We start from the raw sequence: 25,327 nt of genomic DNA, 5'->3' as shown, positions 1-25,327 counted from the left end.
GGGGCGCCGACCTGCGGGTTCGAATCGGTCATGAATCGCTCCCGTCCCGACGACGCTGGTCCCGCCTCACTGCTGAATGGTGACAGAGGTGATGACCACGTCCTGAAGCGGACGGTCGCGCGGGTCGGTAGGAACGGCAGAGATGGCATCCACGACCCGCCGGGAGGCGTCGTCGGTCACGGCTCCGAAGATCGTGTGCTTGCCCTGCAGCCACTCGGTGGGGGCGGTGGTGATGAAGAACTGCGAGCCGTTGGTGCCCTTGCCCAGGCGGCGGCCGGCGTTGGCCATGGCCAGGACGTAGGGAGCGGCGAAGGTCAGCGAGGGGTCGATCTCGTCATCGAAGACGTAGCCGGGGCCGCCCGTGCCGGTGCCCAGCGGGTCGCCACCCTGGATCATGAAGCCGGGAATCACCCGGTGGAAGATGACGCCCTCGTACAGCGGGGCGTTTGACTGTGCACCGGTGCGCGGGTCGGTCCAGGTCTTCTCGCCGGTGGCCAGGCCAACAAAGTTGGAGACGGTCTCCGGTGCCTGCTCGGGGTAGAGCTCGAGTCGGATGTCACCGAGGTTGGTGTGGAGTGTCGCTTCGATGGTCGCTTCCATGTCCGCATCGTCGCACGGGAAGGCAGGCGTATCCCGGGACCCGGTGTTCACCCCAGGCAGAACGGCTCCCAGGTTCATGGGTGCGAGCTGCGTTACAGTGCCACCATTGAGGTGAACCACCTCATCGTTCCGAGCAGGGAGACCGAAATGGCTTACATCCTCGACAAGAAGATCGACCTCGATCAGGCCCGCCAGGAGGCGGCCACGCTCGCGGACAGCCTGGCGGCTCAGGCCGGCCGCGCCGCTGGTTGGGCGGCCCCCCGCGTCAACCGCGCCCGGGAGGAGTTCATCAAGGCCGCCAAGGAGGCACAGTTGCGCGCGCAGCCGGTCGTCGAGGAGGCGCGCACCCGGGTGGTGGAGGAGTACGTTCCTGCCGCCCAGCGCGCCGCTGAGGGCGCTCGCGTGCGGGTGGTGGAGGAGTACGTTCCCGCCGCCCAGCGCGCCGCCCTAGCCGCCCAGGAGGCCGCCAACACCGAGGGCACGCTGACCGAGCGTGCCCAGCGCATCGCAGTCGCCGCCAAGGAGGCGGCGCTGACCCCGGAGGTATCAGTGAAGAAGAAGCATCCCGTCCTCAAGACTTCGGCTGGCTCGCCGTCGCCGGCTGTGCCGCGGGCGCCGCTACGTGATCTGGCGCCGCAGCCAGCCGGTTGAAGACCCCTGGGCCGAGGAGTACTGGGCCGACTCCACCGAGGAGTCGGACTCCGAGCCTAAGGACATGTCGGCCGACACTCCGTCCGCGCCCGCGGCCGAATAACGCATCCGAGGCGGGGCCGGCGGTGTTGAGTCGTCGGCCCCGTGCGGTCGTCGACCGCCTCTTTTCGACGGTGCCCACCGCCAAATCCCGGCGGGCGGGCGCCGTGATGCGTCCCGCCGACTCGCGCCCCCGACCCTGCGTCCCGAGATACAAGTCTGCGCCATGGGTGTAGCCGTGCTCACGTCGTCGTAGCTAGGCTGACAGCATGAGCACCGCCATTCCCGCAAAGGCTCTGACACTCCACCAGGGCACGTCTGGAACCGAGACCGTGGTCATTCCCCAGCTCGGATTCGGCACCTACAAGATCACCGCCTCCGACGCCGAGCGCGCCGTCACCGCGGCCCTCGAGATCGGCTACCGGCATATCGACACGGCGCAGATGTACGGCAACGAGGCCGGCGTCGGTCGGGCGCTGGCAGCCTCCGGCATTCCGCGCGAGCAGCTGTGGGTCACCTCCAAACTCAACAACCCCAACCACCGGCGCGACGACGCCCTGCGCAGCTTCGATACCACCATGGCCGACCTGGGTCTGGAGGTGCTGGACCTGTTCCTGGTGCACTGGCCGCTGGCCGCCTCGCCCGGCATCGACCTGGTGGACACCTGGCGCACCATGATCGAGATCCTGAACTCCGGGCGCGTGCGCGCCATCGGCGTGTCCAACTATCAGCCCGAACACCTGCGCACCATCATCGACGCCACCGGAGTCACTCCCGCCGTCAACCAGATCGAACTGCACCCCTACCTGAATCAGCGGCAGCTGCGCGCCGTCGACGACGAACTCGGCATCCTCACCGAGTCCTGGTCACCGCTGGGCCGTGGCCGGGTGCTGGACGACCCCGAGCTGGCACGTGTGGCCGCCGAACTGGACGTTACCCCCGCCCAGGTCATCATCCGGTGGCACCTGCAGCACGGGCTGGTGGTCATCCCCAAGACCACGCACCCCGAGCGCATGCGCGCCAACGCCGACGTCTTCGGCTTCAAGCTCACCGATGCACAGATGGCCGCCGTCGACGCCCTGGACCGCGACCTGCGCACCGGCTCCCACCCGGACCAGGTGCAGATCTGAGGTGCGCGGCCGATCGGCGTCCGCCCGCCCGGCGGATCAACCGGCGGGCGGCCGGCAATCGCTTAGGCTAGGGCTCAGCAAGCTTTGAAGTCGCGGGCCGCCGTCGTGGCCCGGTGCCCAGTGAGGAGACGCGCGTGGCGCAGACGCAGGACGATACGGACCAGGGAGCCGGGAAGACGGCCGCCGAGACCAGGGCCAAAACCAAAGTAAAGTCCAGGCCGAAGGCCAAGTCGCGGGACAAGGGAGGCGACGCCAGGCAGCCCCGCCCGGAACGTTCCGGCAACCCGGCCAAGCGCGCCGCCGCGGAGCGGGCCCGCATGGAGGAGTCCCGCGCCGCCGCCAACCGGGTCTCCCGCGTGCCCCGGAAGGTAAAGGAGACGGGTTCGCCCCGCTGGTACGCGCCGGTGATGGTCACGTTCCTGGTGGTGGGTCTGCTCTGGGTAGTGATCACCTACCTGTTCAAGGGCGCCTACCCGCTGCCGTACTTCGTGGAGAACCACGCCAGCGACTGGCTGGTGAACGGCAACCTGTACCTCGGCTTCGCATCATGCTGGTCGGCTTCCTCGGCCTGCTGCGCTGGAAGTAACGGAGCATCATGACGGCGAGGCGCAGGCAGCCCGGCCGGGGACGACGGCGCGTGGTCGACTCGGTCCTGTTCGGGCTCGGGGAGTTGCTGATCACGGCCGGCGTGGTGGTCGCCCTGTTCCTGGTGTGGCAGCTGTGGTGGACCGGCCTGGACGCCACCGCGAAGGCCGACGCCGTCGCCGCCGACTTCACCCAGACCCAGGTCGAGTCCCCGAATGTGGAGGGCACCAAGCACTACGACGACCCGCCCGAGGTGTCCCCGGTCGGCTACGGGAGGTGATCGGCATGCTGGTCGTCCCCAAGTGGTACGGCATCACCAACAACAACATGCCGATCCTGGAGGCATCGGTGCCGACGTGCTCGACCAGGCCGCCGCCGGTCACTACCCCGACACCCAGCAGCTGGGCGCCGTCGGCAACTTCGCCATCGCCGGCCATCGCCGTACCAACGGCAATTCCTTCCGCCGCATCGATCTGCTGGAGGAGGGCGACGAGATCATCGTCGCCACCAAGGACACCTGGTACGTATACACGGTCACCAGCCACGAGATCGTCGAGCCTACCGATGTGGACGTCATCGCACCGGTGCCCGGACATCCGGGTGAGACCCCCACCGAGCGCATGTTGACCATGACCACCTGCCACTCCCTGACCGTCGGTGAGTGGGGTAACGATCACCGCTGGATCACCCATGCCAAATTCGAGTATTGGATGGAACGCTCCGAGGGCCGCCCGGCCTCCGTGCTGAACGACGAGGGGGTCAACTGATGTACGGATGGATTTGGCGCCACCTGCCCGGACCCGCGTGGCTGCGCGCATTCGAGGCGCTCATTCTCGCGGCGGCCGTGGTGCTGTTCCTGTTCGAGATCGTCTTCCCCTGGGCCAACGAGGTCTGGAACCTGTCGGGCGAGGCGACCGTCTAGGCCATCGGCGCAGGCGAGCCGGTGTGGCGTCGCGTACTTGCACCAGTGGGCGCTGCCTACCGACCCTCAAACCGGGAGCGGTCCTTTATTCCTCGCCTTCACCATCGCCGTCGCCGATCGGTCCCAGGCTCTGCGCCGAGGTGGGCTGCGATGTGGGCTCGGTGGTGGCTGGTGCCTCATAGGTGTAGTGCGTGATGGTCAGCGTCACCGACTCGCCGGTGTCTATGGATGATTCCTCACTCGGGTCCACGGCGGTGACCAGGTACTGGCCGTCCTTGCTCTCGTCGTCAGTGGTCGCCTCCACCGTGGAGCTGTTGTAGTTCAGGCCCGCCGCCGTGATCGCGGACTGCGCCTCCTCCTGGGTCATGCCGATAACGTTGGGTACCGTGGTCTTTCCGGACGAGATCACCAGGGAAACCGTTGAGCCGCGCTCCACCGAGGTGCCGGCCAGCGGGTCGGTGCGGATGACCGAGCCCGAGGCGACGTCGGTGGAGTCCTCGGTGGTCACGTCGCCGACGCTCAGGCCGGCATCGGTGATGGCGGTGCGGGCGTCGGCCTGGGACTTGCCGGTCACGTCGGGTACGTCCACCATGGCCGATCCGGAGGAGAAGTGCACGGTGACCGTCGACCCCAGCAGCACGGAGGTGCCTTCGCCCGGGTCAGTGGAAACCGCCAGGCCCGCGTCAATCGTGTCGGAGTTGACGTCATCGCCCTTGGCATAGACCAGGCCCAGGCCCTCCAGGGCGGATCGCGCCTCGGCCTCGCTCATCCCGGACACCTCCGGCACGGCCACCGCGGTCGGCGACGGCGTCGACGTCGGCGTGGAGTCGCCGTTACCCAGAACCCCGGCGGCGTACAGGCCCAGCAGCGTGCCCAGGGTGATCAGGGCCACCAGCACCAGCGCCCACACCCACCAGCGGCGGCGCGGCTGCTCCTCTGCTTCCGCGGGCGGCTGCTCCTGCGGGGAGGGGGACGCCGCGGCGGACTCGGCCTCCGGGGCGAGCACGGTGGTGGCCGCCCAGGTGTCGGTGGCGGGTGCGGCGACATCCAAGCCGCGCGCCGCCGCCAGCAGGTCCGCCCGCATGTGGGCGGCGTCCTGATAGCGGTCGTCCCGGTTCTTGGCCAGCGCCTTGAGCACCACCCGATCCAGGGAGTCGGGGATGTCCGCCGCGATCGACGACGGCGGCTTGGGGATCTCCCGCACATGCTGGTAGGCGATGGCTACCGCGGAGTCGCCGGTGAAGGGCGGCTGGCCGGTCAGCAGTTCATACAGCAGGCAGCCGGTGGAGTACAGGTCGCTGCGGGCGTCGACTACCTCGCCGCGCGCCTGCTCGGGGGACAGGTATTGGGCGGTGCCGACCACGGCGTGCGTCTGGGTGACGGTGGCGGCGGAGTCCTCCACCGCGCGCGCAATGCCGAAGTCCATGACCTTCACGGCGCCGGCCTGGGTCAGCATGATGTTGCCGGGCTTGATGTCGCGGTGCACGATGCCGGCCCGGTGGGAGTACTCCAGGGCGTCCAGCACGCCGGTGGTGATCTCCACGGCCTCGGAGATGGGGACGGCCTCGCCCTCGCCCAGCAATTCGCGCACCGTGTGTCCCTCGACGTACTCCATGACGATGAAGGGGACGATGCGGCGGGTGCCGTCCGGCTGGGTCAGCTCTTCCTCGCCGGAGTCGTACACCGCCACGATCGACGGGTGGTTCAGTGCGGCCGCCGACGTCGCCTCTCGGCGGAACCGCGCCTGGAAGGTCGGGTCGCCGGCAATGTCCGAGCGCAGCAGCTTGATGGCGACGATTCGGCTCAGGCGTGTGTCATAGCCGAGGTGGACCTCGGCCATGCCGCCGCGGCCAATGAGCTCACGTAACTCATAGCGGCCGGCAAGCATCTGCTGAGGGGACTGAATCGTCACATTGCCTCCTTCGAAGAGGTGGGGGACACGACCGCATGATCGCGGGAGACGCCCGAGTGCGCTGAAGCAAGGGTACCCGCCGCCGCCAGCAGCATGAGCAGGATCAGGATGGTGACCACGATACGGATCGTGCCGGCCGGCAGCCCGAAGCGCTCGCGGCCCGAGGCGTGCCGGGTCGACGGCGTCGCCGGACTTGAGGCGCCGACAACGGCGGTGCGGGTGTGGTCCACGGCCGGGATGGTGCGGGTGTCGGCGGTGTGGGGTGGGGTGGATGCGGTGGCGCCCGGCGGTGCCGCCGGGTGGGTGCGGGCGGCAACCGTGGCAGCTCCCGCTGAGGTGGTCTCGGCGGCTCCCGGCGCCCGGGAATCACGGTTCGTCGCAACCGTTGCGGGCGTGCGGCCGGTGGCGGTCCAGGCGGGTGCCTCGCGCGGGTCCCAGGACTCCTTGGGGAGGTTGACCACGATCCGGTCCAGGCGGCGGGCTAGTTCACGGGCCGAACGGGGGCGATCCGCCGGCTTCTTGGCCAGCAGCTCCATCACCACCGCGCGCACCTCTGCCGGCAGGTGGTCGGGCAGGGGTGGCACCGGCTGGTTTACGTGGGCGAAGGCGATGTCCACCTGGGTGGAACCGGTGAAGGGGCGGTGTCCGGCCAGGGCCTCGTAGGCGATCACCCCCAGCGCGTACAGGTCCCCGGAGGGGGTGGCCATATTGCCCATGGCCTGCTCGGGTGCCAGGTACTGGGCGGTGCCCATCACCATGCCGGTGGCCGTCATGGGGCGCTGGTTAACACCCATGGAGATGCCGAAGTCGGTGAGCTTGGCCAGCCCCTCCCGGTTGATCAGGATGTTGGAGGGCTTGACGTCGCGGTGCACCACGCCGGAGTCGTGCACCACCTGTAGGGCGCGGGCGACCTGCGCCAGGATCGGCAGAATCTCCCCCGGCTCCATGGTGCGTCGCTCGGCGAGAATGTCCGACAGCGCGCGCCCCTGCACCAGCTCCATGACAATCCAGCCGGAACCGTGCCGCTCCCCGGAGTCCAGCACCATCGCCAGGTTCGGGTGGCGCAGGCCGCGGGAGTTGGTCGCCTCGGCGCGCAGGCGGGACAGGAAGATCTCATCCCCGGCCAACTCCGGGCGCAGGATCTTCGCGGCCACCGCCCGGCCGGACCGTAGGTCGGTGGCGCGCCACACCTCGCCCATGCCGCCCAGGGCGATGCGCTCAACCAACTGGTAGCGGCCCTGCAGTTCTAGGCCGGGCTCAGGTTTCACTGGTCCACCGCCGCGTCGATCACGGAGGCGGCGATCGGGCCGGCGACCGAACCGCCGGTGCCGGTGGTGGCGGTCTGCTCACCGCCGTCGAGCACGACGGCGACGGCGATGGTGGGCTTGGCGATGTCCGTGCCGGCGAAGCCGACGAACCAGGTGACCGGGCCGCCCTCGGCCGAGCCCGTCTCGGCGGTGCCGGTCTTGCCGGCCACCGTCACCCCGGCGACCTGCGCGGTGGTGCCGGTGCCGTCGGTGACCGCCTGCTGCATCAGCTCGGACAAGGCCTGGGCCGTGGAGGAGTCGATCGGCGTACGGGCCACCTTCGGGGTGGCGGTAGACACGACCGACAGGTCGGAGTCGAGTGTTTGGGCGATCAGGTAGGGGGTCATCTGCTCGCCGTCGTTGGCGATGGTGGCGGCGACCATCGCCATCATCAGCGGCGTGACCCGCACGGAGGCCTGCCCGATGCCGGCCATGGCGGTCTGTGCCTGTGAGTCATTGGCCGGGTAGGTGGACGGGGTGACCGTCAGGGGGATCTCCAGGTCCTCCTCGAAGCCCCAGTTGGCGGCCTCGGTGGCGAGTTCGTCGTCGCCCACATCCATGGCCAACTGGGCGAAGGGCGTGTTGCAGGACTCGGCGAAGGCATAGGCGAGCGTCACCGTGCCATTGCCGCAGGACTCGCCGGCGTAGTTGGACAGCGCGTGGTTGGTGCCCGGCAGGGTGAGCGTATCCGGGGCGGACACCTCGGTGGACGCGTCGGCCGTACCGGTGCGCAGGGCGGCGGCCATGGTCAGGATTTTGAAGGTGGAGCCCGGCGGGTACAGGTCCCCGCCAATGGCCCGGTTGACCAGAGGTTTGGTGGCATCCTCACTGAGTGTGTCCCAAGCGGACTGCGCGGTGGCGGCGTCGTGGGAGGCGAGCAGGTTGGGGTCGTAGGAGGGGGAGGAGACCATCGCCAGGATCGCACCGGTGGACGGGTCCAGGGCGACGACACTGCCGCTGCGGCCGCCGAGCGCGTCCCAAGCGGCCTGCTGCACCTGCGGATCGATGGTCAGCTTGATGGCGCCGCCCTTCTGGGTTTCTCCGGTGACCAGGGACTTGATGCGGCTGGAGAACAGGGAGGGGTCCTCCCCGTTGAGCACGGAGTTCGCGGCCAGCTCCAGACCGGTCATGGAGGAGAAGGCGGTGGAGAAATAGCCGGTGACGGGGGCGTACAGCTCCCCACCCGGGTAGGTGCGTTGGTAGGTGTAGGCGTCGTCGGAGGCCTCGGAGTCGGCGATCACGGTGTTGCCGGCCAGGATTTGGCCCCGGTCGGTGCCGAATTGGGCGTAGACCATGCGGGAGTTGCGCGAGTCCGTGGTCAGGGTGCCCTGCTGGGAGGAGGACTCCCACAGAGCCGGCCGGTTCAACCCCTGCACGCTGGTCAGGGAGGCTGCTAGGGCCAGCACCATGATGAGCACCAGTGCGGTGACTTGGCGGATCTGCCGGTTCATGCGTCTCCCTCTGCGTGTGTGGGAGGGCGGGGGCGAAGGCGGGCGGGTCGCGTCGGTCCGCTGCGGGGCCGGGGCGGCCGTCGGCTCGGGGGATGCCGGGGCAGGCGCGTCGTCGGCGTCCTGTACCTGCTTGCGCAGGGAGGTGGGCAGGTCGGCGGTGTCGATGATGCGGGGAGCGGCCGCGGCGGGGCGGCGGGCGGCATCGGACAGGCGCACCAATAGCGCCAGGATGATCCAGTTGGCGATAAGCGAGGAGCCGCCGTAGGCGAGGAATGGGGTGGTCAGGCCCGTCAGCGGGATCAGCCGGGTGACCCCGCCGACCACCACAAACACCTGCAGGGCGATGGTGAAGGACAGGGCGGTAGCCAGCAGCTTGCCGAAGCCGTCTCGCAGGGCCAGGGCGGTGCGCAGCCCCCGCTGCACCAGGATCAGGTAGAGCATGAGGACGGCGAGCGTGCCCGTCAGGCCCAGTTCCTCGCCGAGGGAGGCGACGATGAAGTCGGAATTGGCGAAGGTGGTCAGGTTCGGATAGCCCTCGCCCCAGCCGGTGCCCATTAGCCCGCCGTAGGCCATGCCGAACAGGCCGGTCACCAGCTGCCAGGAGCCTCCCGGCATCTCGTACACGGACGGGTCCATGGCGTGCAGCCAGGCGGTGATGCGCTGCTGCACGTGGGCCAGGTGGGTGGCGGCGAACCAGGCGGCGGGCAGGAACAGGGCGGCACCGATCACCAGCCAGCTGGGCCGGTCGGTGGCCACGTACAGGGTGACCACGAACAGCCCGAACAGCAGTACCGAGGAGCCCAGGTCCCGCTGCAGCACCAGCACCAGGATGCTCACGCCCCACACCACCAGCAGGGGCGCCAGGTGCCGGGCGCGCGGCAGGTTCAGTCCCAGCACCCGCCGGCCCGCCAGGGCCAGGTTGTCCCGGTTGGAAACCAGGTAGGAGGCAAAGAAGATCGCCAGCAGCACCTTGGTCAGCTCCGCCGGCTGGAAGGACATCGGCCCCAGGTGGATCCAGATGCGGGCGCCATTGACCTCGGTGCCCAGCCCGGGCACGAACGGCAGCACCAGGAAGCCCAGGCCGCCCCACATGGCCCAGTGGTCCCAGCGGCGCAGCAGCCGGTGGTCGCGGATCAGCAGCACCAGGCAGAACAGGACCACGCCCAAGGCGGTCCACACCGCCTGCTTGGTGCCGTAGTCGTGGACCTGCCCGGTGCGCTCATAGGACAGGTCCAGCCGGTGAATCATGGCCAGGCCGATGCCGTTGAGGGCGACCGCCGTCGGCAGCAGCACCGGGTCTGCCCAAGGCGCGGTGCGCCGCACCCACAGGTGCACCACCAGGCACACCGCGGCCAGGGCCGCCGCCAGCCGCAGTGACTGGGCGGGTGATGCGCCGGTGCGATTGAGGGCCGTCAGCACGAAGGCCGCCAGGCCGATGACCAGCGCGATCAGCAGCAGGCCGGCCTCGGCCCAACGACCCGTGCGGCGTGGCGGCGCCGAGGCCGGAACCGATGCGGGGCGGGCGGGGGAGGTCATGTGGTCGACTCCCATGGCCCCGGTGTGGCGGGGCCTCGGGCGCGGGTGGAGGAGGAGCCGGCGCTCCGGCTGGGGGCGGCGGTGGGCGCCGGCGTGGCCGACGGTGTCGGGGTCGGCGTCGGGGTGGGGGTGACCGCCGGCTCCTGAACCAGGTTATTCATCACCGTGGTGCGTACGTACTGGCGGGCGGCGGCCAGCGAGGGCTGCTGCACGGTACGCTCAAGGATGGCCAGAATCTGCGAATTCAGTTCGTCAACGGTGGGCTCGTCATAGGTCTGGACCACGTGGCTGAGGGAGATCGGCCCGATCTCCTGCGGGATGCCTGGTAGATGACGACCCGGTCGTCCAGCGTGGTCACGTAGTACTGGGACTGAGTCCATTGGTAGCCGAGCGCGCCCGCACCGAGCAGGGCCAGCACCAGGATCAGGGAGGCGATGGTCGAGCGGAGCCGGCGTTTGCGGCGCTGGGCAAGCTGGGTACGTGCCTGGGCAGCGACAGCCTCTTCCTCGGTGGTATTGCTGGGTGCCGGGTCGGAGTCCAAGCCCGCCAGTAGGGCGGCGGCCTTCGCGGCCGGCGTCGTCGCCTGGGTCGTCTCGGTCGGCTCGGCGGAGATGGGGGGCTGCTCCCCGGTGGCGGCCTGCCGCAGGCGGGCGCGGCGGTTAGCGGCGGAGCCGACGATCTGCGTGTCGGTCTGCGGCTGGGGGTCGTTCTCGACGACGTCGAACACCACCACGGTGACGTTGTCGGGGCCGCCGGCGCGTAGAGCCAGGTCGATGAGCTGGTCGCTCGCCTGGCCGGGGTCATCGACCGTGTCCAGCACCTCGCCGATGGTCTCGGCGGATACCGGGCCGCTCAGTCCATCGGAACACAGCAGCCAGCGGTCGCCGGCCACCGCCTCGCGGATGGACTCGTCCAGTTGGACGTCGCCCTCGGCGTCGCCGAGCACGCGCAGCAACACGGAGCGCTGTGGGTGACGGCGTGCCTGCTCGCGCGTCAGGCGGCCGGTTTCCACCAGGTACTCCACGAAGGTGTGGTCGGTGGTGACCTGGGTGAGTTCGCCGTTGCGCAGCAGGTAGGCGCGCGAGTCACCCACATGCACCATGGCGAGCTTGTTGCCGCTGCGCATGATCGCGATGCAGGTGGTGCCCAGTCCCGCCAGGTCGGGGTTGTCGGCGGACAGGGAGACCAGGTCGGCGTGCGCCTCTTGGACGGCGCCGCGCAGCAGGTCGAGCAGCTCACCGGCCTGGTGGGAGTCGGCGTCCAGCGGCACCAGGTGTTCCACCGCGACGGCGGAGGCGATGTCTCCGCCGGCGGGGCCGCCCATGCCGTCGCACAGGAGCATCAAGTGCGGGCCGGCGTAGCCGGAGTCCTGATTGGAGGCGCGGACCAGCCCGACGTCACTCCTGGCGGCATAGCGCAGGGAGATGGTCATGGGCGCAGCTCCAAGGTGGTTTGGCCGATTCGTACCGGCACTCCGACGGGCAGTTCAACGGCACCGTACACGGGCCGCCCCGCCAGCGTGGTGCCGTTGGTGGAGGACAGGTCCTCCAGCCACCAGGCGCCGTCCTTGGGGAACACGCGGGCGTGTCGGGAGGACGCGTAGGAGTCGTTGAGCACCAGCGTGCAGTTCTGGTCGCGTCCAATAGTGATGGAGGTGGGCGTCAGGGGCACCATGGAGCCGGCCAGCGGCCCCTCGGTGATAACCAGGCGCGTGGGGCCGCGGTTGCGGCCGGATGCGGCGCCGGCGTCCCGACGCAGACCCCGCCGACGGGCCGGCGTGGCAGACAGGTCGGCGACGTCGCGGCGCAGCACGCGTACGACGAAGAACACGAACACCCACAGCAGGACCAGGTAACCCAGCCGGGCGACGGTGAACGCGAGCTCACTCACCCGTTGGCCCCTGTGCCCTGGGTGCCGTCCCAGAACATGATCCGGGTGCGACCGATGGTGAGTGTGTTGCCGTCCAGGAGGGTGGCGGCGTCGACCCGATGGCCCTCCACGAAGGTGCCGTTGGTGGAGCCCAGGTCGGTGGCGATCGCATGCCCCTGGGTGAGGCGGATCTCTAAGTGACGGCGGGAGACACCGGAGTCGTCGACGATGATGTCTGCCTCGCTGCCGCGGCCGATCACAGTGACCGGGCCGGTGAGCAGGTAACGCTGCCCGTCGATGTCCAAGATGGGATGAGTGGGGGAGGCGGTGGCGGCGGCCGCGGGTGCGGCGGCACCACGGCGGGTAGAGGAGTCGATCTCGATGTTGGGGGCGTGAGGCCCTCGTCGGGGATGAAGGAGACGTCGACCGGTCCCACGAACGAGTAGCCCTGTTCGCCGGCGTGGGTGGTGGCGACCTCTTCCATTTGCCGCACCATCTCGTCCATGCCCCAGGTGTTCAGGCGCTCTACGTCGCTTGGGGCCAGGTGGATGCGGAAGACGTTGGGCACCACGGAACGGTCGCGCGCAAAGGACGCGGCGCGCTTGTCCATCGTCTCGCGCAGCTTCGAGGCGATCTCGATGGGTTCGACGTCATCGGAGAACCGGGACATCGCCCGATTGGCGACGCTGCCGACGCCCTTCTCGAACTTGTCCAGGAGACCCATGGACTACCTCCCCGTGTGTTTCACAGCGGCCGCGGCGCCTCCGCTGCCGTCCGCGAGGCGGGCGGGCGCCCGGCACGCGGCCTGATTCGGCCACGATACTGGGACTGCCCGTGGTGTGTGTGCGCCTGGGCGGAATCCAGAGGTGACCTGCCCCAATCGTAACGGGTAAGGCGCTTACACCGGGAAGGTGGACGCGATGGCCGTGTTGCGATCGGGGCGTGACGGGGGGCGGGGTGCGCATCGGACGCCGCCTGTCGAGGCGTGGCGTGGGTGAGCGGTCTCACGGTCGGCAGTGGCGGTCTGGATTGGACGCGGGCGCCCACGAGCCGATACCATCAACCCACGGCAACGCGCGAGTGGCGGAATTGGTAGACGCGCACGGTTCAGGTCCGTGTGATCTTGCGATCATGGGGGTTCGAGTCCCCCCCCGCGCACCAGGGAAGGCCCGGAGCTGGTTCACCAGCCCGGGCCTTCGTCGTGCTCGGTGAGACCGGTCCGAGTTATCGGCGCGATCGTGTGTGGTTCGGGTGTGTCGGGGGGCGTGCCGGTGAGTTCTCCGGTTTGGACCGCTGCCCCCTTTTTGGACCGCCGTTGTGTGCCGCGTGGGCGGTCCAAACCGACGCTTGGGGCCCAAACCGGGGGCAGTTCGGCGCCGACAACCACCTGGGAGCGCGCCTCGTCGGCCAGGCGGGCGGATCCGGTAGGCGGTGCCCGCTGGATGAGGGGCGGCGCGTCTGGACTCTTCCTTCATCGGCGTCTGGCAGATCGGGGTGAGTCTTGCTCGCGGGGACTGTGGTTTGTTTTCACGGCTCGCAGCTTTACCCGTGGACGACAAGCACCATGCCGGACTCACCCACCAGACCGTGAACGCCTCGACTTCACCGTACCGCACCAGCCAAATCCCCGAGATTGCGCACCGCGTCCATGCCGACGATTCTCGAAGGCTCCGTCGTCATGAACACGCCTTTGGTCCAGATACACGAGTTTTGGAGGTTTGCACGTGACTGGCGCATGCAAAGCTCCAAAACGCGTGTATTCGCGGGGAACTCGTGTACGAGACGCGGCCCTGGGGCGGGCTCGCGCGGGTGGACGTGTGTCGGCGCTGGCCGATCCTAGACACGGCGAGAACCTGCGCCGCTGGACCGACGGCGGTGCGACAGCAGCCCGGCCAGCGCGGCGCCCAACCAGGCGCCGACGCCGTTTTGGACGACGTTGTACAGCGAGGGGCGGCGGTCGAGCTCTGGCAGGGCCCATTGCATCAGTTCGGCGCCCAGGCCGAGGGCGCAACCCACGAGCGCCCACGCCCACCAGGCACACGTGGCCAGCCCAGGCAAGCCAGGAAGGTCAGCGGCGCCAGCATTGCGAGGTTCAAGGCGATGTCTTTTCCGGCCGACGTGAGGAACCAGGGGCCTAACCCGGCTTTGACGGCAGCGACGTCCCCTCCCGATGGCCACAGCACCGCGAACAGAACCACCAGCAGATAACCGGCGGCCAACACACGGGTCGAGCGGTATCCGGTCCGCATACCGCGCGCCTTCAGCGCCCCATTCGCGCGTCCAACTGGTCGGTGCCCTCCTGGTCCAGCGATGAAGGTGTGATGACCGGTAGCACCGACCAGGGGAAGTTGATCCACTTGTCGGTCACCCGCCAGCAGTAGTCCGGCTCGAAGATGCTGCGCGGCTTGCGGTAGATCACCGCGCTGCGAGCATCCACGGTCACCGTCTCGCCGCCCAGGTCCAGTCCCTGGTGCTGCAGCAGTTCCATGACCATCTTCAGGGTCTTGCCGGAGTCGGCGACGTCGTCGACAACGAGCACCTTCTTGCCGGGCAGGTCTGAGGCATCCATGAGCGGCGGGAGGACCACCGGTTCCTCCAGGGTCTGGCCGACCCCGGTGTAGAACTCGACGTTGACGGCCCCCATGGCCTTGATGCCAATCGCATAGCCGATGGCGCCGGCGGGGATCAGGCCGCCGCGGGCAATGGCGATGATCAAGTCCGGCACCCAGCCGGAGGCCACGATCTGTGCGGCCAGTTCGCGTTCGGCGCGGCCGAACAGCTCCCAGGTCAGTTCCTCGCGGTCGGGAGCGGCGTCCGAGGTGGCGCCGTCGTCAAAGGGGATCGAGGGGGACTGGGCAGTGGTGCGCGCGTCGGTCACCCTCCGCATGGTAGCGGCCTATTGCGCCGTCACCCATGAGTGTCGCGCGGCCAACGGACGGTGCCGGCGCTGCTCAGGGGGTAAGGCCGAGCAGAACACGGGAGCATCCCGAGGCGGGCTCGGGCCGGGGCATGGGCACTGCGACGTGACCGGATAGACGGTCGCCAACGGGATATGACGGGGCGTCTTTTGGGTTGTGGGAGGCAAGCCCGGTCTGCACCGGCCGGGGCCATCCCATAGAGGGGCATCCACGATGAGTGAGATGAACCCGAAGTACGCGCCGCTGACCATCTACGACTCGGGCGCCGACGGCGAGCTGACCGATGCGGCGCGCCGCTTCTGGAACGATCGCTTCAAGAGATTCTCCCTGTTCATCGTGCCGTTCACGAATGTGGTGCCGGGCGGCATCGGCTTCGAGTCCCCCAACGCCTTCGAGTCCCGGCACCTGGCCACGCTCAAGGAGTATGCGGACATCGCTCACGCCAGGGGGCGCTCGCCGTCGTCCAGCTCGCCCACTCGGGGCTGCACGCCCGCAGGGAGATGACCCAGGGGCACGACGTCATCTCCCCCACCACGGCTCCCTTCGCCGGCTCGCGTGGCATGACCGACGACGAGGTGCGCGGCCTGGTAGACGCCTACGCCTGTGCCACCGAGTTGAGCCTTGAGGCCGGCCTGGACGGCGTGGAGATCCACGGCGCCAACGGCTGGCTGGTGCAGCAGTTCTTCTCCAGCAACACCAACCTGCGCACCGACGACTGGGGTGGTTCGCGCGAGAAGCGGATGGCGCTACCGCTGGTGGTCGTGGACGCCGTCGACGCCGTGCGTCGTCGGCACGACCGGCCCGACTTCATCGTGGGTTACCGCTTCTCCTCGGAGGAGCCCGGCGAGCGCGGCCTGACCATTGCGGCACCTTCGCCCTGGTCGACGCCCTGCTGGACAAGCCGTGGCGGTATCTGCACGTGTCCCTGTGGGACTTCCACAAGAAGGCGCGTCGGGGTGCGGACACCTCCCTGACCCGCATGCAGCTGCTGCACGAGCACATCGGCGGGCGGCTGCCGCTGATCGGCGTCGGCAACCTGTACACGGCCGACGACATAATCCGCGCCTGGGACACTAGCTGGACCGAACTGCTGGCCATCGGCAAGAACGTCCTGCTCAACCCGCACCTGATCGAGCTGATCCGCACCGGCCACGAGGAATTCGCCGACACCGATGAGGATCCGGGAGCCTGGCTGGAGTGCGCCGCGGTCGCCGGCTGTCGGCGAATCATCCTGGCCGGGTACTCCCCAGGCGCCAACAAGGTGATCTACTACCTGGCCCGCCACCACGATGAGCGGGTGGAGCAATTCCTCCTGCTTAGCCCCTCCAACCTGCGTCACCTAACCAACCAGGTCACGGTGCAGGAGCGGGCTGTGGTGCGCGACTACGTCGACCGCGGCCTGGGGGAGCAGCGGCTGCCATTCCCGCTCATGGGGTGGGTGTCCTGCCGCGCCGAGACCGCCCGCCAGTGGCTGTGCGACAACATCCTGGACAACGTCCACGTGGAGGCAGACGCCGACTTCAGTCAGGTAGCCGCCATGCGGCACACGGGCGCCATGCGCATCGGTACCTACGGCCGGTTCACCTACGGCGACCCGGCCGGGTTCCTCGCGACGATCAACGACCACACCGCTTTTCCGGACGCCAATGAGCTGGTGCTGATCCTGCGCGCCGGCCACACCTACCAGGCAAGGACCAGGAGGTCGCCGACGCGATCGTGCGCCTGGTGCGTGCCTGGGCCTGAGCGGTGCGAACCGGTGCGTAGGTACGGGTGCTCCATACTGAAATCGACTGAAGTATCCAGATTCGGGACAAACGAGCCGACGGCTACCGTGACGGCGTTGAAGATCGTTGAAATCATGCGGTTTTTTCATGTCCCCATTGCGCTGGTCGCGGCGCCCGGCGCACGAGGAGTCGCCGGCCGTCCATCGCCTGTTCGCCCTGCTGGATCACTTCCTGGCCGGCGCCTACCGCGGCTCAGCGTCCAGGGAGCACCTGGACTCCTACCTGGACGAGTTCGTCTTTCGCTTCAACCGCCGCAGCTCCCACCACCGCGGGCTGGTCTTCCTCAGACTGCTCCAGCGGGCCGTGAGCGCGCCACCCACGCGCTACCAGGACCTCACCGCAGCCGCGAGGCCGGGCAACCCCACCGCCGCGCCGCACCGGACCCCGCTCACGCCCCGGCACCCTCGAAGGCACCATCACCAACTACCCCTGGCGCCAACCCCACTAACCAACCCACTGGCACCAAGATGGATACGCCTTTTGATTTAATCGTCGACGGAAGAAAGCGCTGCTTTTTCAGCATGAATCAATGTGGTGTCGAAAACAGGTAAGTCGGCATCCTCTTGCTGAACAAGCAGTCCTATTTCCGTGCAGCCGAGAATTACGCCCTGCGCACCTTTATCTGCCAACTGTTCGATGATAGCAAGATACTTGGTTTTTGACTCCTGACGGATATCTCCTAAACAAAGCTCATTGTAAATGACGGAGTTGACAGTTTCCACATCGTCTTCATTCGGAATTAGCACATGAATTCCCGCTTCTATTAGCTTTGCTTTATAGAAGTCTTGTGTCATTGTATATTTCGTTCCCAACAGCCCAACGGTCGTAATTCCTTGCTCTTTTAACTTATCCGCTGTTGCTTCCGCAATATGAATGATCGGGATGGAAATGTGCTCGCTCATTTGTGGGGCAACCTTGTGCATGGTATTCGTGCAAATAACGATAAAATCGGCTCCTGCCTTCTCCAGCCGTACCGCCGCATCAGACAATATCTCGGCGCTCTTATCCCACTCACCACTTGCCTGATGCTTTTCAATTTCATCAAAGTCTACGCTGTACAGCAGGATTTTCGCAGAATGAAGTCCACCAAGCTCCCTCCTAATCGTTTCGTTAATTACTTGGTAATACGTAACAGTGCTCTCCCAACTCATTCCGCCAATCAGCCCTATGGTTTTCATGTTAACCTCCTACAAACCCCAGTGCATTTATAGTACGCTTCATATAAATGCCTCTTTGCTTCGGCGTTTGTTTTGCTCAGGCGACTAAAAACAACTACATCGCGAACGTACAACCCGCCTACCGACGCAACTTGTGAGCAGTAAAATATCGAGACATGCGCTCTTAATTGAGCATTATAACACAGATGTCAATATCTTAGCATAGAAATATGAGTAATTCCATGCCTCCAGCCTTTCATATAGAGAAATAGCCATTGCTATGAATCTATATAGCAACGAGACATTCTACATTCTTACATCCTTCCTGTCTTAATGCACCTGAAGGTGCGAGGTGCTTCCTGAGCCGCTACAGGCAGCTCAAGAAGGTACGCGATGAGGTCTTAATGCACCTTGAGGTGCGAGGTGCTTCCTGACTGGGCTACATGGTCTCCGACGCGAACAACTCCGCGTCTTAATGCACCTTGAGGTGCGAGGTGCTTCCTGACCTTACCCCTGGAAACCGCGCCATACCGCCGCTTCCAGGCTCGAGATCGCCACCGGCCCCGCAAGCACCCCACGAGACCGACTGGCACCACCCCAAAACTACCATTTTTCGTTGAAAACAAGCCAAGCGCCACCGACACCCCTCCAGGCCCCTCCAGCCACCAGCTTTCAACGAGGCCATGCGAAAAAGCCGGGGTCAAAACGTACCAAACTTTGTACCGTATATCCGACCGTGACTTTTCGGCGAACGCCATACCGGCCCCACACACCACACCCGCAACCGCCACCTTCGCCACCCCAGACACCCCCGGTGGCCCCGGGGCCGGCCACCACAACCACCACCCCGCCGGGCGTCTACAACGCCACTTCGCCGTTAACAACGCCGGTTAACGGTCTGCTGAAGGGCGCAGCGGTATACAGCAGACCGCTAAGTGGCGTAACAGACCGCGAGCCGGCGCAGCAGACGCATTCGGGTCCCGCAGCGAGCCCCCAACCTCCAGGGATTCACTCCTTGACCGCGCCCGAGGTCGTGTCCATGATCCGCCGTTGGAAGATGAAGAACAGTACGGCCACCGGCACCGTCATAATGAGGGCGGCTCCCAGTTTCAGCGGGTACTGATTGCCCTGCCCCAGGCTGCCGGCGCTCAATTGCGCTACGCCCTTGGTCAGGGTGACCAGCCCGAAGGATCGCGAAGCCACGATGAAATGGCTCAACTCGTTCCACGATCCTTGGAAGGACAGGATCGTGATGGTCACCAGGCTGGGCACGCTCATGGGCAGCACAATCGAGAAGAAGATCCTCCAGGTTCCCGCCCCGTCCACACGCGCCTGCTCCTCCACCGAGGCGGGTATCGATTCGAAGAATCCCTTCATGATGAACACCCCCGCGGCGTCGCACAGCAGGGGCACGATCAGGCCCGCCCAGGAGTCGTACATCGACAGCTGATTAATGACGAGGAACTTTGGAATCAGCAGCACCACACCCGGCACCGACATGACCGCCACCAGCAGCGCGTAGACGACTCCACGCCCCCGGAAGGGGATGCGGGCAAGCGCATACCCGGCCATCGAGTCGAACAGCACGCGCCCCGCAGTCACCACGACCGTGACGACCACCGAGTTGCGCATCCACAGTGGGAAGTCCGATGCCCCGAAGAGCTTGGCGTATGCAGCCGTGGAGAAGGTGCGCGGGATCAGGCCCAGCGGGTCGGCCGTCGCCTCGGACTCCGTCTTGAAGGAGGTGGCGATATTGATCAGGAACGGGAATACGTAGCCCAGCGCCAGGACCACGAGGACCAGGTACAGCCCCACCCTGCTCACCCGCAGTCGGGCCCGCCGCCCGGCGGTGCGGCCGCGGCCGTGGTCCACGTGGCGCCCGGATGCTTCGGAGGTGTTCATTTACCTGCCCCCTCGACGACGTCGTTGACGGTGACCGCCTGCCCGGCACCCCGCCGTCGGTGCCGGGACTGCCGCAGCCGACGGCGCTCGATCCGCCTCGCCCGGGCCTCGTCCTTGTCGCGCAGCACCCAGCGTTGCAGCAGTGTGAACAGAATGATGATGGCGAACAGCACGAAGGCGATCGCGGAGCCGCGGCCCCATTTCTGGTTGGCGAAGGCGGCCTGATAGGACAGGTACGCGGGTGTGAGCGTGGTCTTGCCGGGGTCGCCCTGCGTGCCCGTGTAGATCTGGTCGAATACCTGCCAGCAGCCGATGAGGCCGAGCGTGATGACGGTGAAGAAGGTCGGCTTGAGCTGAGGGACCGTCACCCTCCAGAACCGGGTCCAGGTACCCGCGCCGTCGATCATGGCCGCCTCATCCACCGACGGGCTCAGCGACTGGAGGGCGGACAGGAAGATCAGCATGAAGGTGCCCGAGGTGGTGAACACCGCCATGATGATGAACGCCGTCATCGCGAAGGACGGCCCGGACAGCCACTCCCACGCCGTCACCCCGAGGAACCTGCCTGTCAGAGTGCGCGACCCGTCGATGCCGAACAGGCTCAGGAAGGCGGCGACGATGCCGGTGGGGTCGTGGAACCAATTCGGTCCGTGTACGCCGAGGTAGGACAGGATCTTGTTGACGGCGCCGGAGGCGCTGAACAGGAAGAGCCACAGCACGGTGATGGCCACCGAGCTCGTCACCGAGGGGAAGTAGAAGGCGGTGCGGAAGACCCCGCGGGCCATGACCTTCTGGTTCACGAGTACGGCCAGGAACAGGGACAGGAGGGTCTGCGTCGGCACCACCAGCAGCACGTACCAGAGGTTGTTGCGCAGCGCGACGCCGAAGTCGCGGGTCGCCAGCCCGCCGGCAACCAGCTCGGTGTAATTGTCGGCGCCGACGAAGTTGACGGAGCCGGATAGCGGGTTGCCGATCCCGCTCCAGTCGGACACGCTCACCCACGCCGCCATCAGGACGGGGAAGAGCAAGAAGACGGCGAGGACGATCACGGCCGGACCAACGAACAGCCAACCGGTCAGGTCACCTCCTCTGCGACGACGGCGTGCCCCCACGGCCTCCGCCCCGGAGCGGGATCGGCGGGCACTCACGCGATCACGGCCTCAAGGTTGGTCTGGACGGAGCCCAGGATCGTCTGCGGATCGGAGCTCGCCAGCGTGGCGATCTGGGAGTTGAAGTCCGCGACGACGTCGGCCGCCCCGGCGGCGGTCGGGACGCTGATGGCGTAGTCGGCGCCGGCGATGAAGGCGGTCATGGTCGGGTTCTCCGACTCCCACTGCTCGCGGGCGGAGGATACCGAGGGCATCACCCCGAAGGCCTGGGCGAAGGCCAGTTGCTGCTCGGTGGAGGTCAGGAACTCCACCAGCCTGACGGCGTCCTCCTTGTGCGCCGACGCCTCGGCGATGCCGTAGCCGTTGGTGAACTGCATGGTGCCCTTCCCGGCGGGACCCGCGGGAAGCTCGACGGCCACGTATTCGACGTCGGGGTAGTCGGCGGACAAGGAGCCGACCAGCCAGTTGCCCTCGATGGCCATGGCCGCTAGGCCGGAACCGAAGGCCTCCCCGCCCCAGCCGGCGCCGAGGTCGGAGGAGAAGACGAGAGCTTCGGATTCGAGCAGGTTCTTCACCTCGGTCAAGCCCGCGATCGAGCCCTCGGAGTCGGCCGTCGCCTCGGTGCCGTCGGCGTTGGTGAGTCCGCCGCCCGCCTGGGCCATGAAGGCGCCAATGCGGGCATATTCGGGGCTGCATGTGAGTGGTGTGACGCCGGCACCGGCGAGCTTTTCGGCGACAGATTCAAGTGAGGCCCAGTCGGTCGGGTAGTCGGACTCGGTCAGCCCGGCCTCCTCCCACATGGCCGTGTTGATGAACAGGGCCAGGGTGGAGAAGTCCTTCGGGGCGCCGTACAGGACGCCGTCGTAGGTGAGGCTGGAGACCAGGGACGGGTAGAAGTCCTCGGCGTTGCTCAGTTGGTCGCCGTAGGCGTAGAGAGACCCGTTGCCCGCGTATGCGGCGAGGTAGTCGGGGGCCAGGTAGAAGACGTCGGCCGGCGAGTTCGCCGCGAATCCCTGGGCGAGTTCCTGCTGGAGGTCGGTGGCCAGCTGGAGCTCGACCGCGATACCGGTCTCGGCTGTGAAGGACTCCAGGGCGGCGGTGTAGGCCGCGGTCTCGGCGTCACCCGAGGAGCCAATCAGGAGGGTGAGGCCGGCGTCCGACCCTGACGTCGAGGTGCCGCCGGAGTCGGACTCATTCATGGAGTTGGAGCCGCAGGCGGCCAGGGCCGCCGTGATTGCGGCGGCGAGGGCGGAGGTGCTGAAGGCGCGGCGGGTGATCTTCATGTTCGTTCTCTCCTTTGAGGTGCCCCGGATGGGGCTGCGGGTTGGTGTGGGCTTGGCTTGCGGGGGTGTCGGACTCAGACCGCGCGGGCGACGACGGCGCTGGCGGCTGCCGCCCACGCCTGTGGTCGGCAGGAGGCCGGGTAGGGAACCGGCGCGCCGCCGTCGGCGGGCGCTCCGGAGAACAATTCGGGCATGCGGTAATCGAAGTGGGGCGCCGCGTCCAGCAGGGCCTCGGCGAGCACGCGCGCCTGGGCGGCGAAGCATCGCGCAGCAGTCCATCGACGGCGATGGCGGTGTCATGGGTCCAGACGGATCCGCCGTGATAGCTCAGGGGCCAGTAACCGCCCATGGTGGATGCCAGGGTGCGTAGCCCGTAGCCGGAGTTGAGCTCGGGGGAGACCAGCAGCTCGGCGACCCGGCGCGACTGCGCCGGGCCGAGAATGCCCGTGCCCAGCAGGTGGCCGATGTTGCTCGTCAGTGAGTCGACCTGTCGCTTGTGGGCATCCAGGGCGATGACGGGGTATCCGGTCGCGGTGTCGCCGCGCCAGAAAGCGGGTGTGAAGCGCTCACGTAGGACCGCTGCCCAGGAGGTCAGCTCCCTCACCATGGCGGCATCGGTGGCGTCACCGAGCTCATCCAGCAGAGCCGCCCCGGCGAGGGCGGCGGCGTAGGCGTAGGCCTGCACCTCCACGAGCGCGATCGGCCCCTGGGCGAGGCGGCCGTCGGAGAATTGGATGGAGTCGCCGGAGTCCTTCCACCCCTGATTGGTCAGCCCGGAATCGAGGCCGCCGTCGTATTCGATGAATCCGTCGCCGTCCATGTCGGCGCAGTGGGTCAACCAGATCAGCGCACTCCGCAAGGCTGGAAGCAGGTTGCGCACGACGTGCTCGGGCAGGCCCGCGCGACGGGCGTCGGCGAGTGTGAGGATCCACAGCGCGGTGGCGTCTATCGTGCCGTAGTAGAGCGGTGGCAGAACCGTGGTGGAGTCGAGCGTGTTGGCGGCGCGGCGCAGCTCATGCATGATCTTGCCGGGCTGCTCGGCGGTGCCGACGTTGTGCCGACGGCCTGAAGATCGGCCAGGGTGCGCAGGGTTCCCTCCGCCAGGGCCAGGGACCAGGGGTCGTCGGCCTCCAGCAGCAGCCGCGCAGTCCACAGGGAGTCCCGGCCGAACAGGGTGAGGAACCAGGGCGCGCCTGCGGCTGCGAAAGGACGATCCGGGGTCGCCCGGCGGGCCAGCAGCAGGTGGTCGAGGTCGTCGAATGCCACCTCCAGCCAGGCCTGGGCCTGCGCGTCATGTACTGGCTGCGCCGGCGAGTCGGCAGGACGGATGCCGCCTGGACCACGGCGTCGGCGTCGGAGGCGGTCAGGGACCAGGAGGCGGTGAAGGGGTGTGCCGCGTCGGCCTCGGCGTCCCACTGCAGGAGCAGGGTTGTGCCTTTGGTGGCCAGCCTCGCGCCCGGTGCGCTGACGGCGGTGCGGACCGCCCCGCGCTGTAACGAGGCGGTGGTGGTGTCTATCAGTGACCAGGAGAGGTCATCCATCCGGTCGCCAGCCTTGACCATATCCATCGGGGACAGATCGGCGGCCAGTTCGATCGTGAGCACCGTTGAGGTGGGCCGGCGTCGAGCGGTTTGCACGGTGAGCGTCTCGGTGAAGCCGGCTTGTTCGGCATCGCACGACAGTGAGCGGTCGGTGATGAGGACGGTGCGGGGATCGGCGCCATGGCGGTCGAGGCCGCGGGCGAGCGCGAGATGGCGTACTGCCGAGGCACTGCGCTGATCGGTGCTCAGGTGTTCGACGACGGAGCCGGTGACGGTGGCCGCATACCGGCGCAGCACGCGTACATCCGAGTGGTATACGCCCTGAATGGGTGCCGCACCCATGGAGCCGTCCGGCGCCACCAGCGCCTGTGCCGGGGCGCAGACGAGTATGACCTGCTCGTGGAGTAGGGGTTGGAGAGAGTGCACGGCGGCCTCGGATTCATCGACATGACGTGAACGCATCTACCATAGGGGAACGTATTTTAACGATCAAGCACGCAGAACGACTGTCTTTGATCGTTATAAACGGAGAGGTTCGCTAGCGGTGTCGTAGGCTGTGCTCGGACGAAGAGCGCGACGCATGACAGGGGGAGACGCATGGCAGCCAGGGCCGTGACCATTCAGGATGTCGCACGGCGCGCCGGCGTTTCCACCCAGACTGTTTCCAATGTCCTTAACAACCCCGAGCGGGTCCGGCCAGCAACCGCCCGCAGGGTGCACTCCGCCATCGACGCACTCGGCTACCGCGCCCACGCCGCAGCTCGACGGCTGCGCACCCGCCGCTCCGACACCATCGGCCTACGCCTGGCGCCCCTGCCGGCAGGCATCTCCGGCACGATCCTCGACGTCTTTCTCCACGAGGTCACGGTGCGCGCCGCTGAACTGGGCCTGCGCATACTGCTGTACACCGCCGCCGACCGCGAGGAGGAGATCGTCCGGCTGCGCGAATTGGTCGCATCCGGGGACGTGGACGGCTTCATCCTCACCGACACGCAGGCCGGGGACCCGCGGCCGGCCTGGCTGAATGAGCAGCAGGTGCCCTATGTATCCTTCGGCAGGCCCTGGGGTGCGGAGGAGACCGCAACCCACCCCTGGGTGGACGTCGACGGCGCCGCTGGCACCCGGGCCGCGGCCGAGTATCTGATCGACTCCGGGGCCAGGCGGGTGGCTTCCTCGGCTGGCCCGACTCCGCCGGCCAGGGTGCCTCTCGATGCGCGGGGTGGCGCGCCGCCGTGGTGGATCGCGGCGTAGTAGATGAGCAGGACGCTGACGAACTCGTGGCGACCTGCCCCGACCGTGTCGCGGATGCCATGCACGCCGCAGCCGAGCTCTTCGAGCGTCATCCCGACATCGACGGCCTGGTCTGTGCCTCAGACTCGCTCGCATTCGGGGCCCTACTCGCCGCCGGGCCGGGCGTAAGCGTCATCGGCTTCGACGACACACCCGTCGCACGTGCCGTCGGCCTATCCAGTGTGGACCAGCGCATTGACCTCGTAGCGCAGGCGGTCCTCGAGCTGCTCGTGCAGGACGGCCAGGTCACCACGCGCGGTGCCACCACGCGAATCATCACCCCCGAGCTGCGCGTTCGCCGCGCCGTCATCCAGGATCCGAGCATGCGAGTGGCTTGACCT

23 protein-coding genes, 1 tRNA gene and 4 pseudogenes are annotated in these 25,327 nt (G+C 67.5%); 12 read left to right on the top strand and 16 right to left on the bottom strand.

Annotation, left to right across the window (positions count from 1 at the left end; genetic code table 11):
• Nucleotides 1–66: 66 nt before the first annotated feature.
• Nucleotides 67–588, bottom strand: coding sequence for a peptidylprolyl isomerase (locus BW737_RS02935; protein WP_086614611.1), 522 nt, complete (start codon nt 586–588; stop codon nt 67–69).
• Nucleotides 589–747: 159 nt separating this feature from the next.
• Here BW737_RS02935 and BW737_RS02930 point away from each other — a divergent pair, with 159 nt between their 5' ends.
• The 6 genes and pseudogenes from BW737_RS02930 (at nt 748) to BW737_RS15945 (ending at nt 3,927) form a co-directional block, all read left to right on the top strand.
• Nucleotides 748–1,251: a hypothetical protein gene (locus BW737_RS02930; RefSeq protein WP_257210411.1), complete on the top strand. Its 504-nt coding sequence runs from the start codon at nt 748–750 to the stop codon at nt 1,249–1,251.
• Nucleotides 1,223–1,354 carry a hypothetical protein gene (locus tag BW737_RS17545; protein WP_257210410.1) on the top strand — a complete coding sequence of 44 codons (132 nt, stop codon included), beginning with the start codon at nt 1,223–1,225 and terminating at the stop codon, nt 1,352–1,354. Before BW737_RS02930 ends, BW737_RS17545 begins: the two co-directional genes overlap by 29 nt.
• A gap of 205 nt (nt 1,355–1,559) precedes the next feature.
• The gene (locus tag BW737_RS02925) at nt 1,560–2,420 is read left to right on the top strand and encodes an aldo/keto reductase (protein WP_086614555.1); all 861 of its coding nucleotides are present in this window, start codon (nt 1,560–1,562) and stop codon (nt 2,418–2,420) included.
• Between the two features lie 134 nt (nt 2,421–2,554).
• Entirely contained in the window at nt 2,555–3,019 is a 465-nt protein-coding gene (locus tag BW737_RS17540; protein WP_257210409.1) for a cell division protein CrgA, read from the top strand.
• Nucleotides 3,016–3,772, top strand: a pseudogene (locus BW737_RS02915) (class E sortase). Before BW737_RS17540 ends, BW737_RS02915 begins: the two are co-directional and overlap by 4 nt.
• Nucleotides 3,772–3,927, top strand: a complete 156-nt coding sequence (locus BW737_RS15945) for a hypothetical protein (protein WP_180272024.1) — start codon at nt 3,772–3,774, stop codon at nt 3,925–3,927. The pseudogene BW737_RS02915 and the gene BW737_RS15945 overlap by 1 nt, the downstream one beginning before the upstream one ends.
• Before the next feature lie 85 nt (nt 3,928–4,012).
• On the opposite strand, the gene pknB is transcribed toward BW737_RS15945, so the two are convergent.
• The 7 genes and pseudogenes from pknB to BW737_RS02880 all read right to left on the bottom strand — a co-directional run bounded on the left by pknB (nt 4,013) and on the right by BW737_RS02880 (nt 12,726).
• The gene (pknB, locus tag BW737_RS02910) at nt 4,013–5,839 is read right to left on the bottom strand and encodes a Stk1 family PASTA domain-containing Ser/Thr kinase (protein WP_086614556.1); all 1,827 of its coding nucleotides are present in this window, start codon (nt 5,837–5,839) and stop codon (nt 4,013–4,015) included.
• The gene (locus BW737_RS02905; RefSeq protein WP_086614557.1) at nt 5,836–7,107 is read right to left on the bottom strand and encodes a serine/threonine-protein kinase; all 1,272 of its coding nucleotides are present in this window, start codon (nt 7,105–7,107) and stop codon (nt 5,836–5,838) included. Before BW737_RS02905 ends, pknB begins: the two co-directional genes overlap by 4 nt.
• Entirely contained in the window at nt 7,104–8,597 is a 1,494-nt protein-coding gene (locus BW737_RS19330) for a peptidoglycan D,D-transpeptidase FtsI family protein (protein WP_086614612.1), read from the bottom strand. The genes BW737_RS02905 and BW737_RS19330 overlap by 4 nt, the downstream gene beginning before the upstream one ends.
• A gap of 255 nt (nt 8,598–8,852) precedes the next feature.
• Nucleotides 8,853–9,845: pseudogene (locus tag BW737_RS19325) on the bottom strand (FtsW/RodA/SpoVE family cell cycle protein); the annotation flags it as partial.
• 284 nt (nt 9,846–10,129) lie between these two features.
• Nucleotides 10,130–11,565, bottom strand: a pseudogene (locus BW737_RS02890) (PP2C family protein-serine/threonine phosphatase).
• Nucleotides 11,562–12,023: an FHA domain-containing protein FhaB/FipA gene (locus tag BW737_RS02885; protein WP_086614558.1), complete on the bottom strand. Its 462-nt coding sequence runs from the start codon at nt 12,021–12,023 to the stop codon at nt 11,562–11,564. The pseudogene BW737_RS02890 and the gene BW737_RS02885 overlap by 4 nt, the downstream one beginning before the upstream one ends.
• Nucleotides 12,020–12,726: pseudogene (locus BW737_RS02880) on the bottom strand (FhaA domain-containing protein). Before BW737_RS02880 ends, BW737_RS02885 begins: the two are co-directional and overlap by 4 nt.
• 350 nt (nt 12,727–13,076) lie before the next feature.
• Here BW737_RS02880 and BW737_RS02875 point away from each other — a divergent pair.
• Nucleotides 13,077–13,163 (top strand) — tRNA-Leu (locus BW737_RS02875).
• A 675-nt stretch (nt 13,164–13,838) separates the two neighbouring features.
• Here BW737_RS02875 and BW737_RS19320 read toward each other — a convergent pair.
• Nucleotides 13,839–14,060, bottom strand: a complete 222-nt coding sequence (locus BW737_RS19320) for a hypothetical protein (RefSeq protein WP_338063840.1) — start codon at nt 14,058–14,060, stop codon at nt 13,839–13,841.
• A gap of 202 nt (nt 14,061–14,262) precedes the next feature.
• Complete coding sequence (locus BW737_RS02865; RefSeq protein ID WP_086614559.1) at nt 14,263–14,889, bottom strand: phosphoribosyltransferase; 627 nt, start codon at nt 14,887–14,889, stop codon at nt 14,263–14,265.
• A 253-nt stretch (nt 14,890–15,142) separates the two neighbouring features.
• On the opposite strand from BW737_RS02865, the gene BW737_RS16620 reads away from it, so the two are divergent.
• From BW737_RS16620 to BW737_RS19795, 3 genes are read left to right on the top strand one after another with little or no spacing between them, the layout of a single operon-like run.
• The gene (locus tag BW737_RS16620; RefSeq protein ID WP_218961758.1) at nt 15,143–15,424 is read left to right on the top strand and encodes a beta/alpha barrel domain-containing protein; all 282 of its coding nucleotides are present in this window, start codon (nt 15,143–15,145) and stop codon (nt 15,422–15,424) included.
• Nucleotides 15,421–15,894, top strand: coding sequence for an oxidoreductase (locus BW737_RS16615; protein ID WP_338063839.1), 474 nt, complete (start codon nt 15,421–15,423; stop codon nt 15,892–15,894). The genes BW737_RS16620 and BW737_RS16615 overlap by 4 nt, the downstream gene beginning before the upstream one ends.
• Nucleotides 15,840–17,255: a hypothetical protein gene (locus BW737_RS19795; protein ID WP_420835696.1), complete on the top strand. Its 1,416-nt coding sequence runs from the start codon at nt 15,840–15,842 to the stop codon at nt 17,253–17,255. The genes BW737_RS16615 and BW737_RS19795 overlap by 55 nt, the downstream gene beginning before the upstream one ends.
• Here the strand turns inward: BW737_RS19795 and BW737_RS02855 are convergent.
• The 6 genes from BW737_RS02855 to BW737_RS16605 all read right to left on the bottom strand — a co-directional run bounded on the left by BW737_RS02855 (nt 17,190) and on the right by BW737_RS16605 (nt 24,158).
• Nucleotides 17,190–17,882: an aspartate/glutamate racemase family protein gene (locus tag BW737_RS02855; protein ID WP_086614560.1), complete on the bottom strand. Its 693-nt coding sequence runs from the start codon at nt 17,880–17,882 to the stop codon at nt 17,190–17,192. The two genes, BW737_RS19795 and BW737_RS02855, sit on opposite strands and share 66 nt — an antisense overlap.
• Nucleotides 17,883–18,869: 987 nt before the next feature.
• Nucleotides 18,870–19,763, bottom strand: coding sequence for a carbohydrate ABC transporter permease (locus BW737_RS02850; RefSeq protein ID WP_086614561.1), 894 nt, complete (start codon nt 19,761–19,763; stop codon nt 18,870–18,872).
• Nucleotides 19,760–20,911, bottom strand: coding sequence for a carbohydrate ABC transporter permease (locus BW737_RS02845; protein WP_257210408.1), 1,152 nt, complete (start codon nt 20,909–20,911; stop codon nt 19,760–19,762). The genes BW737_RS02850 and BW737_RS02845 overlap by 4 nt, the downstream gene beginning before the upstream one ends.
• Nucleotides 20,908–22,155: a sugar ABC transporter substrate-binding protein gene (locus tag BW737_RS02840; RefSeq protein WP_086614562.1), complete on the bottom strand. Its 1,248-nt coding sequence runs from the start codon at nt 22,153–22,155 to the stop codon at nt 20,908–20,910. The genes BW737_RS02845 and BW737_RS02840 overlap by 4 nt, the downstream gene beginning before the upstream one ends.
• Complete coding sequence (locus tag BW737_RS16610) at nt 22,064–23,176, bottom strand: amylo-alpha-1,6-glucosidase (RefSeq protein WP_218961757.1); 1,113 nt, start codon at nt 23,174–23,176, stop codon at nt 22,064–22,066. Before BW737_RS16610 ends, BW737_RS02840 begins: the two co-directional genes overlap by 92 nt.
• A complete protein-coding gene (locus tag BW737_RS16605) occupies nt 23,169–24,158 on the bottom strand; it encodes a glycogen debranching N-terminal domain-containing protein (RefSeq protein ID WP_218961756.1) in 990 nt (329 codons plus the stop codon). Before BW737_RS16605 ends, BW737_RS16610 begins: the two co-directional genes overlap by 8 nt.
• A gap of 135 nt (nt 24,159–24,293) precedes the next feature.
• Here BW737_RS16605 and BW737_RS02830 point away from each other — a divergent pair, with 135 nt between their 5' ends.
• Both BW737_RS02830 and BW737_RS02825 read left to right on the top strand, forming a co-directional pair.
• Nucleotides 24,294–24,947 carry a LacI family DNA-binding transcriptional regulator gene (locus tag BW737_RS02830; RefSeq protein ID WP_086614563.1) on the top strand — a complete coding sequence of 218 codons (654 nt, stop codon included), beginning with the start codon at nt 24,294–24,296 and terminating at the stop codon, nt 24,945–24,947.
• Nucleotides 24,929–25,324 carry a substrate-binding domain-containing protein gene (locus BW737_RS02825; protein WP_180272023.1) on the top strand — a complete coding sequence of 132 codons (396 nt, stop codon included), beginning with the start codon at nt 24,929–24,931 and terminating at the stop codon, nt 25,322–25,324. The genes BW737_RS02830 and BW737_RS02825 overlap by 19 nt, the downstream gene beginning before the upstream one ends.
• The last annotated feature ends 3 nt before the right edge of the window (nt 25,325–25,327 follow it).

It is taken from the genome of Actinomyces ruminis (genome assembly GCF_002154335.2).
Taxonomy (GTDB): domain Bacteria; phylum Actinomycetota; class Actinomycetes; order Actinomycetales; family Actinomycetaceae; genus Actinomyces; species Actinomyces ruminis.
The sequence above is the reverse complement of the archived record's forward strand: the minus strand, read 5'-3'. Positions and strand labels throughout refer to the sequence as shown.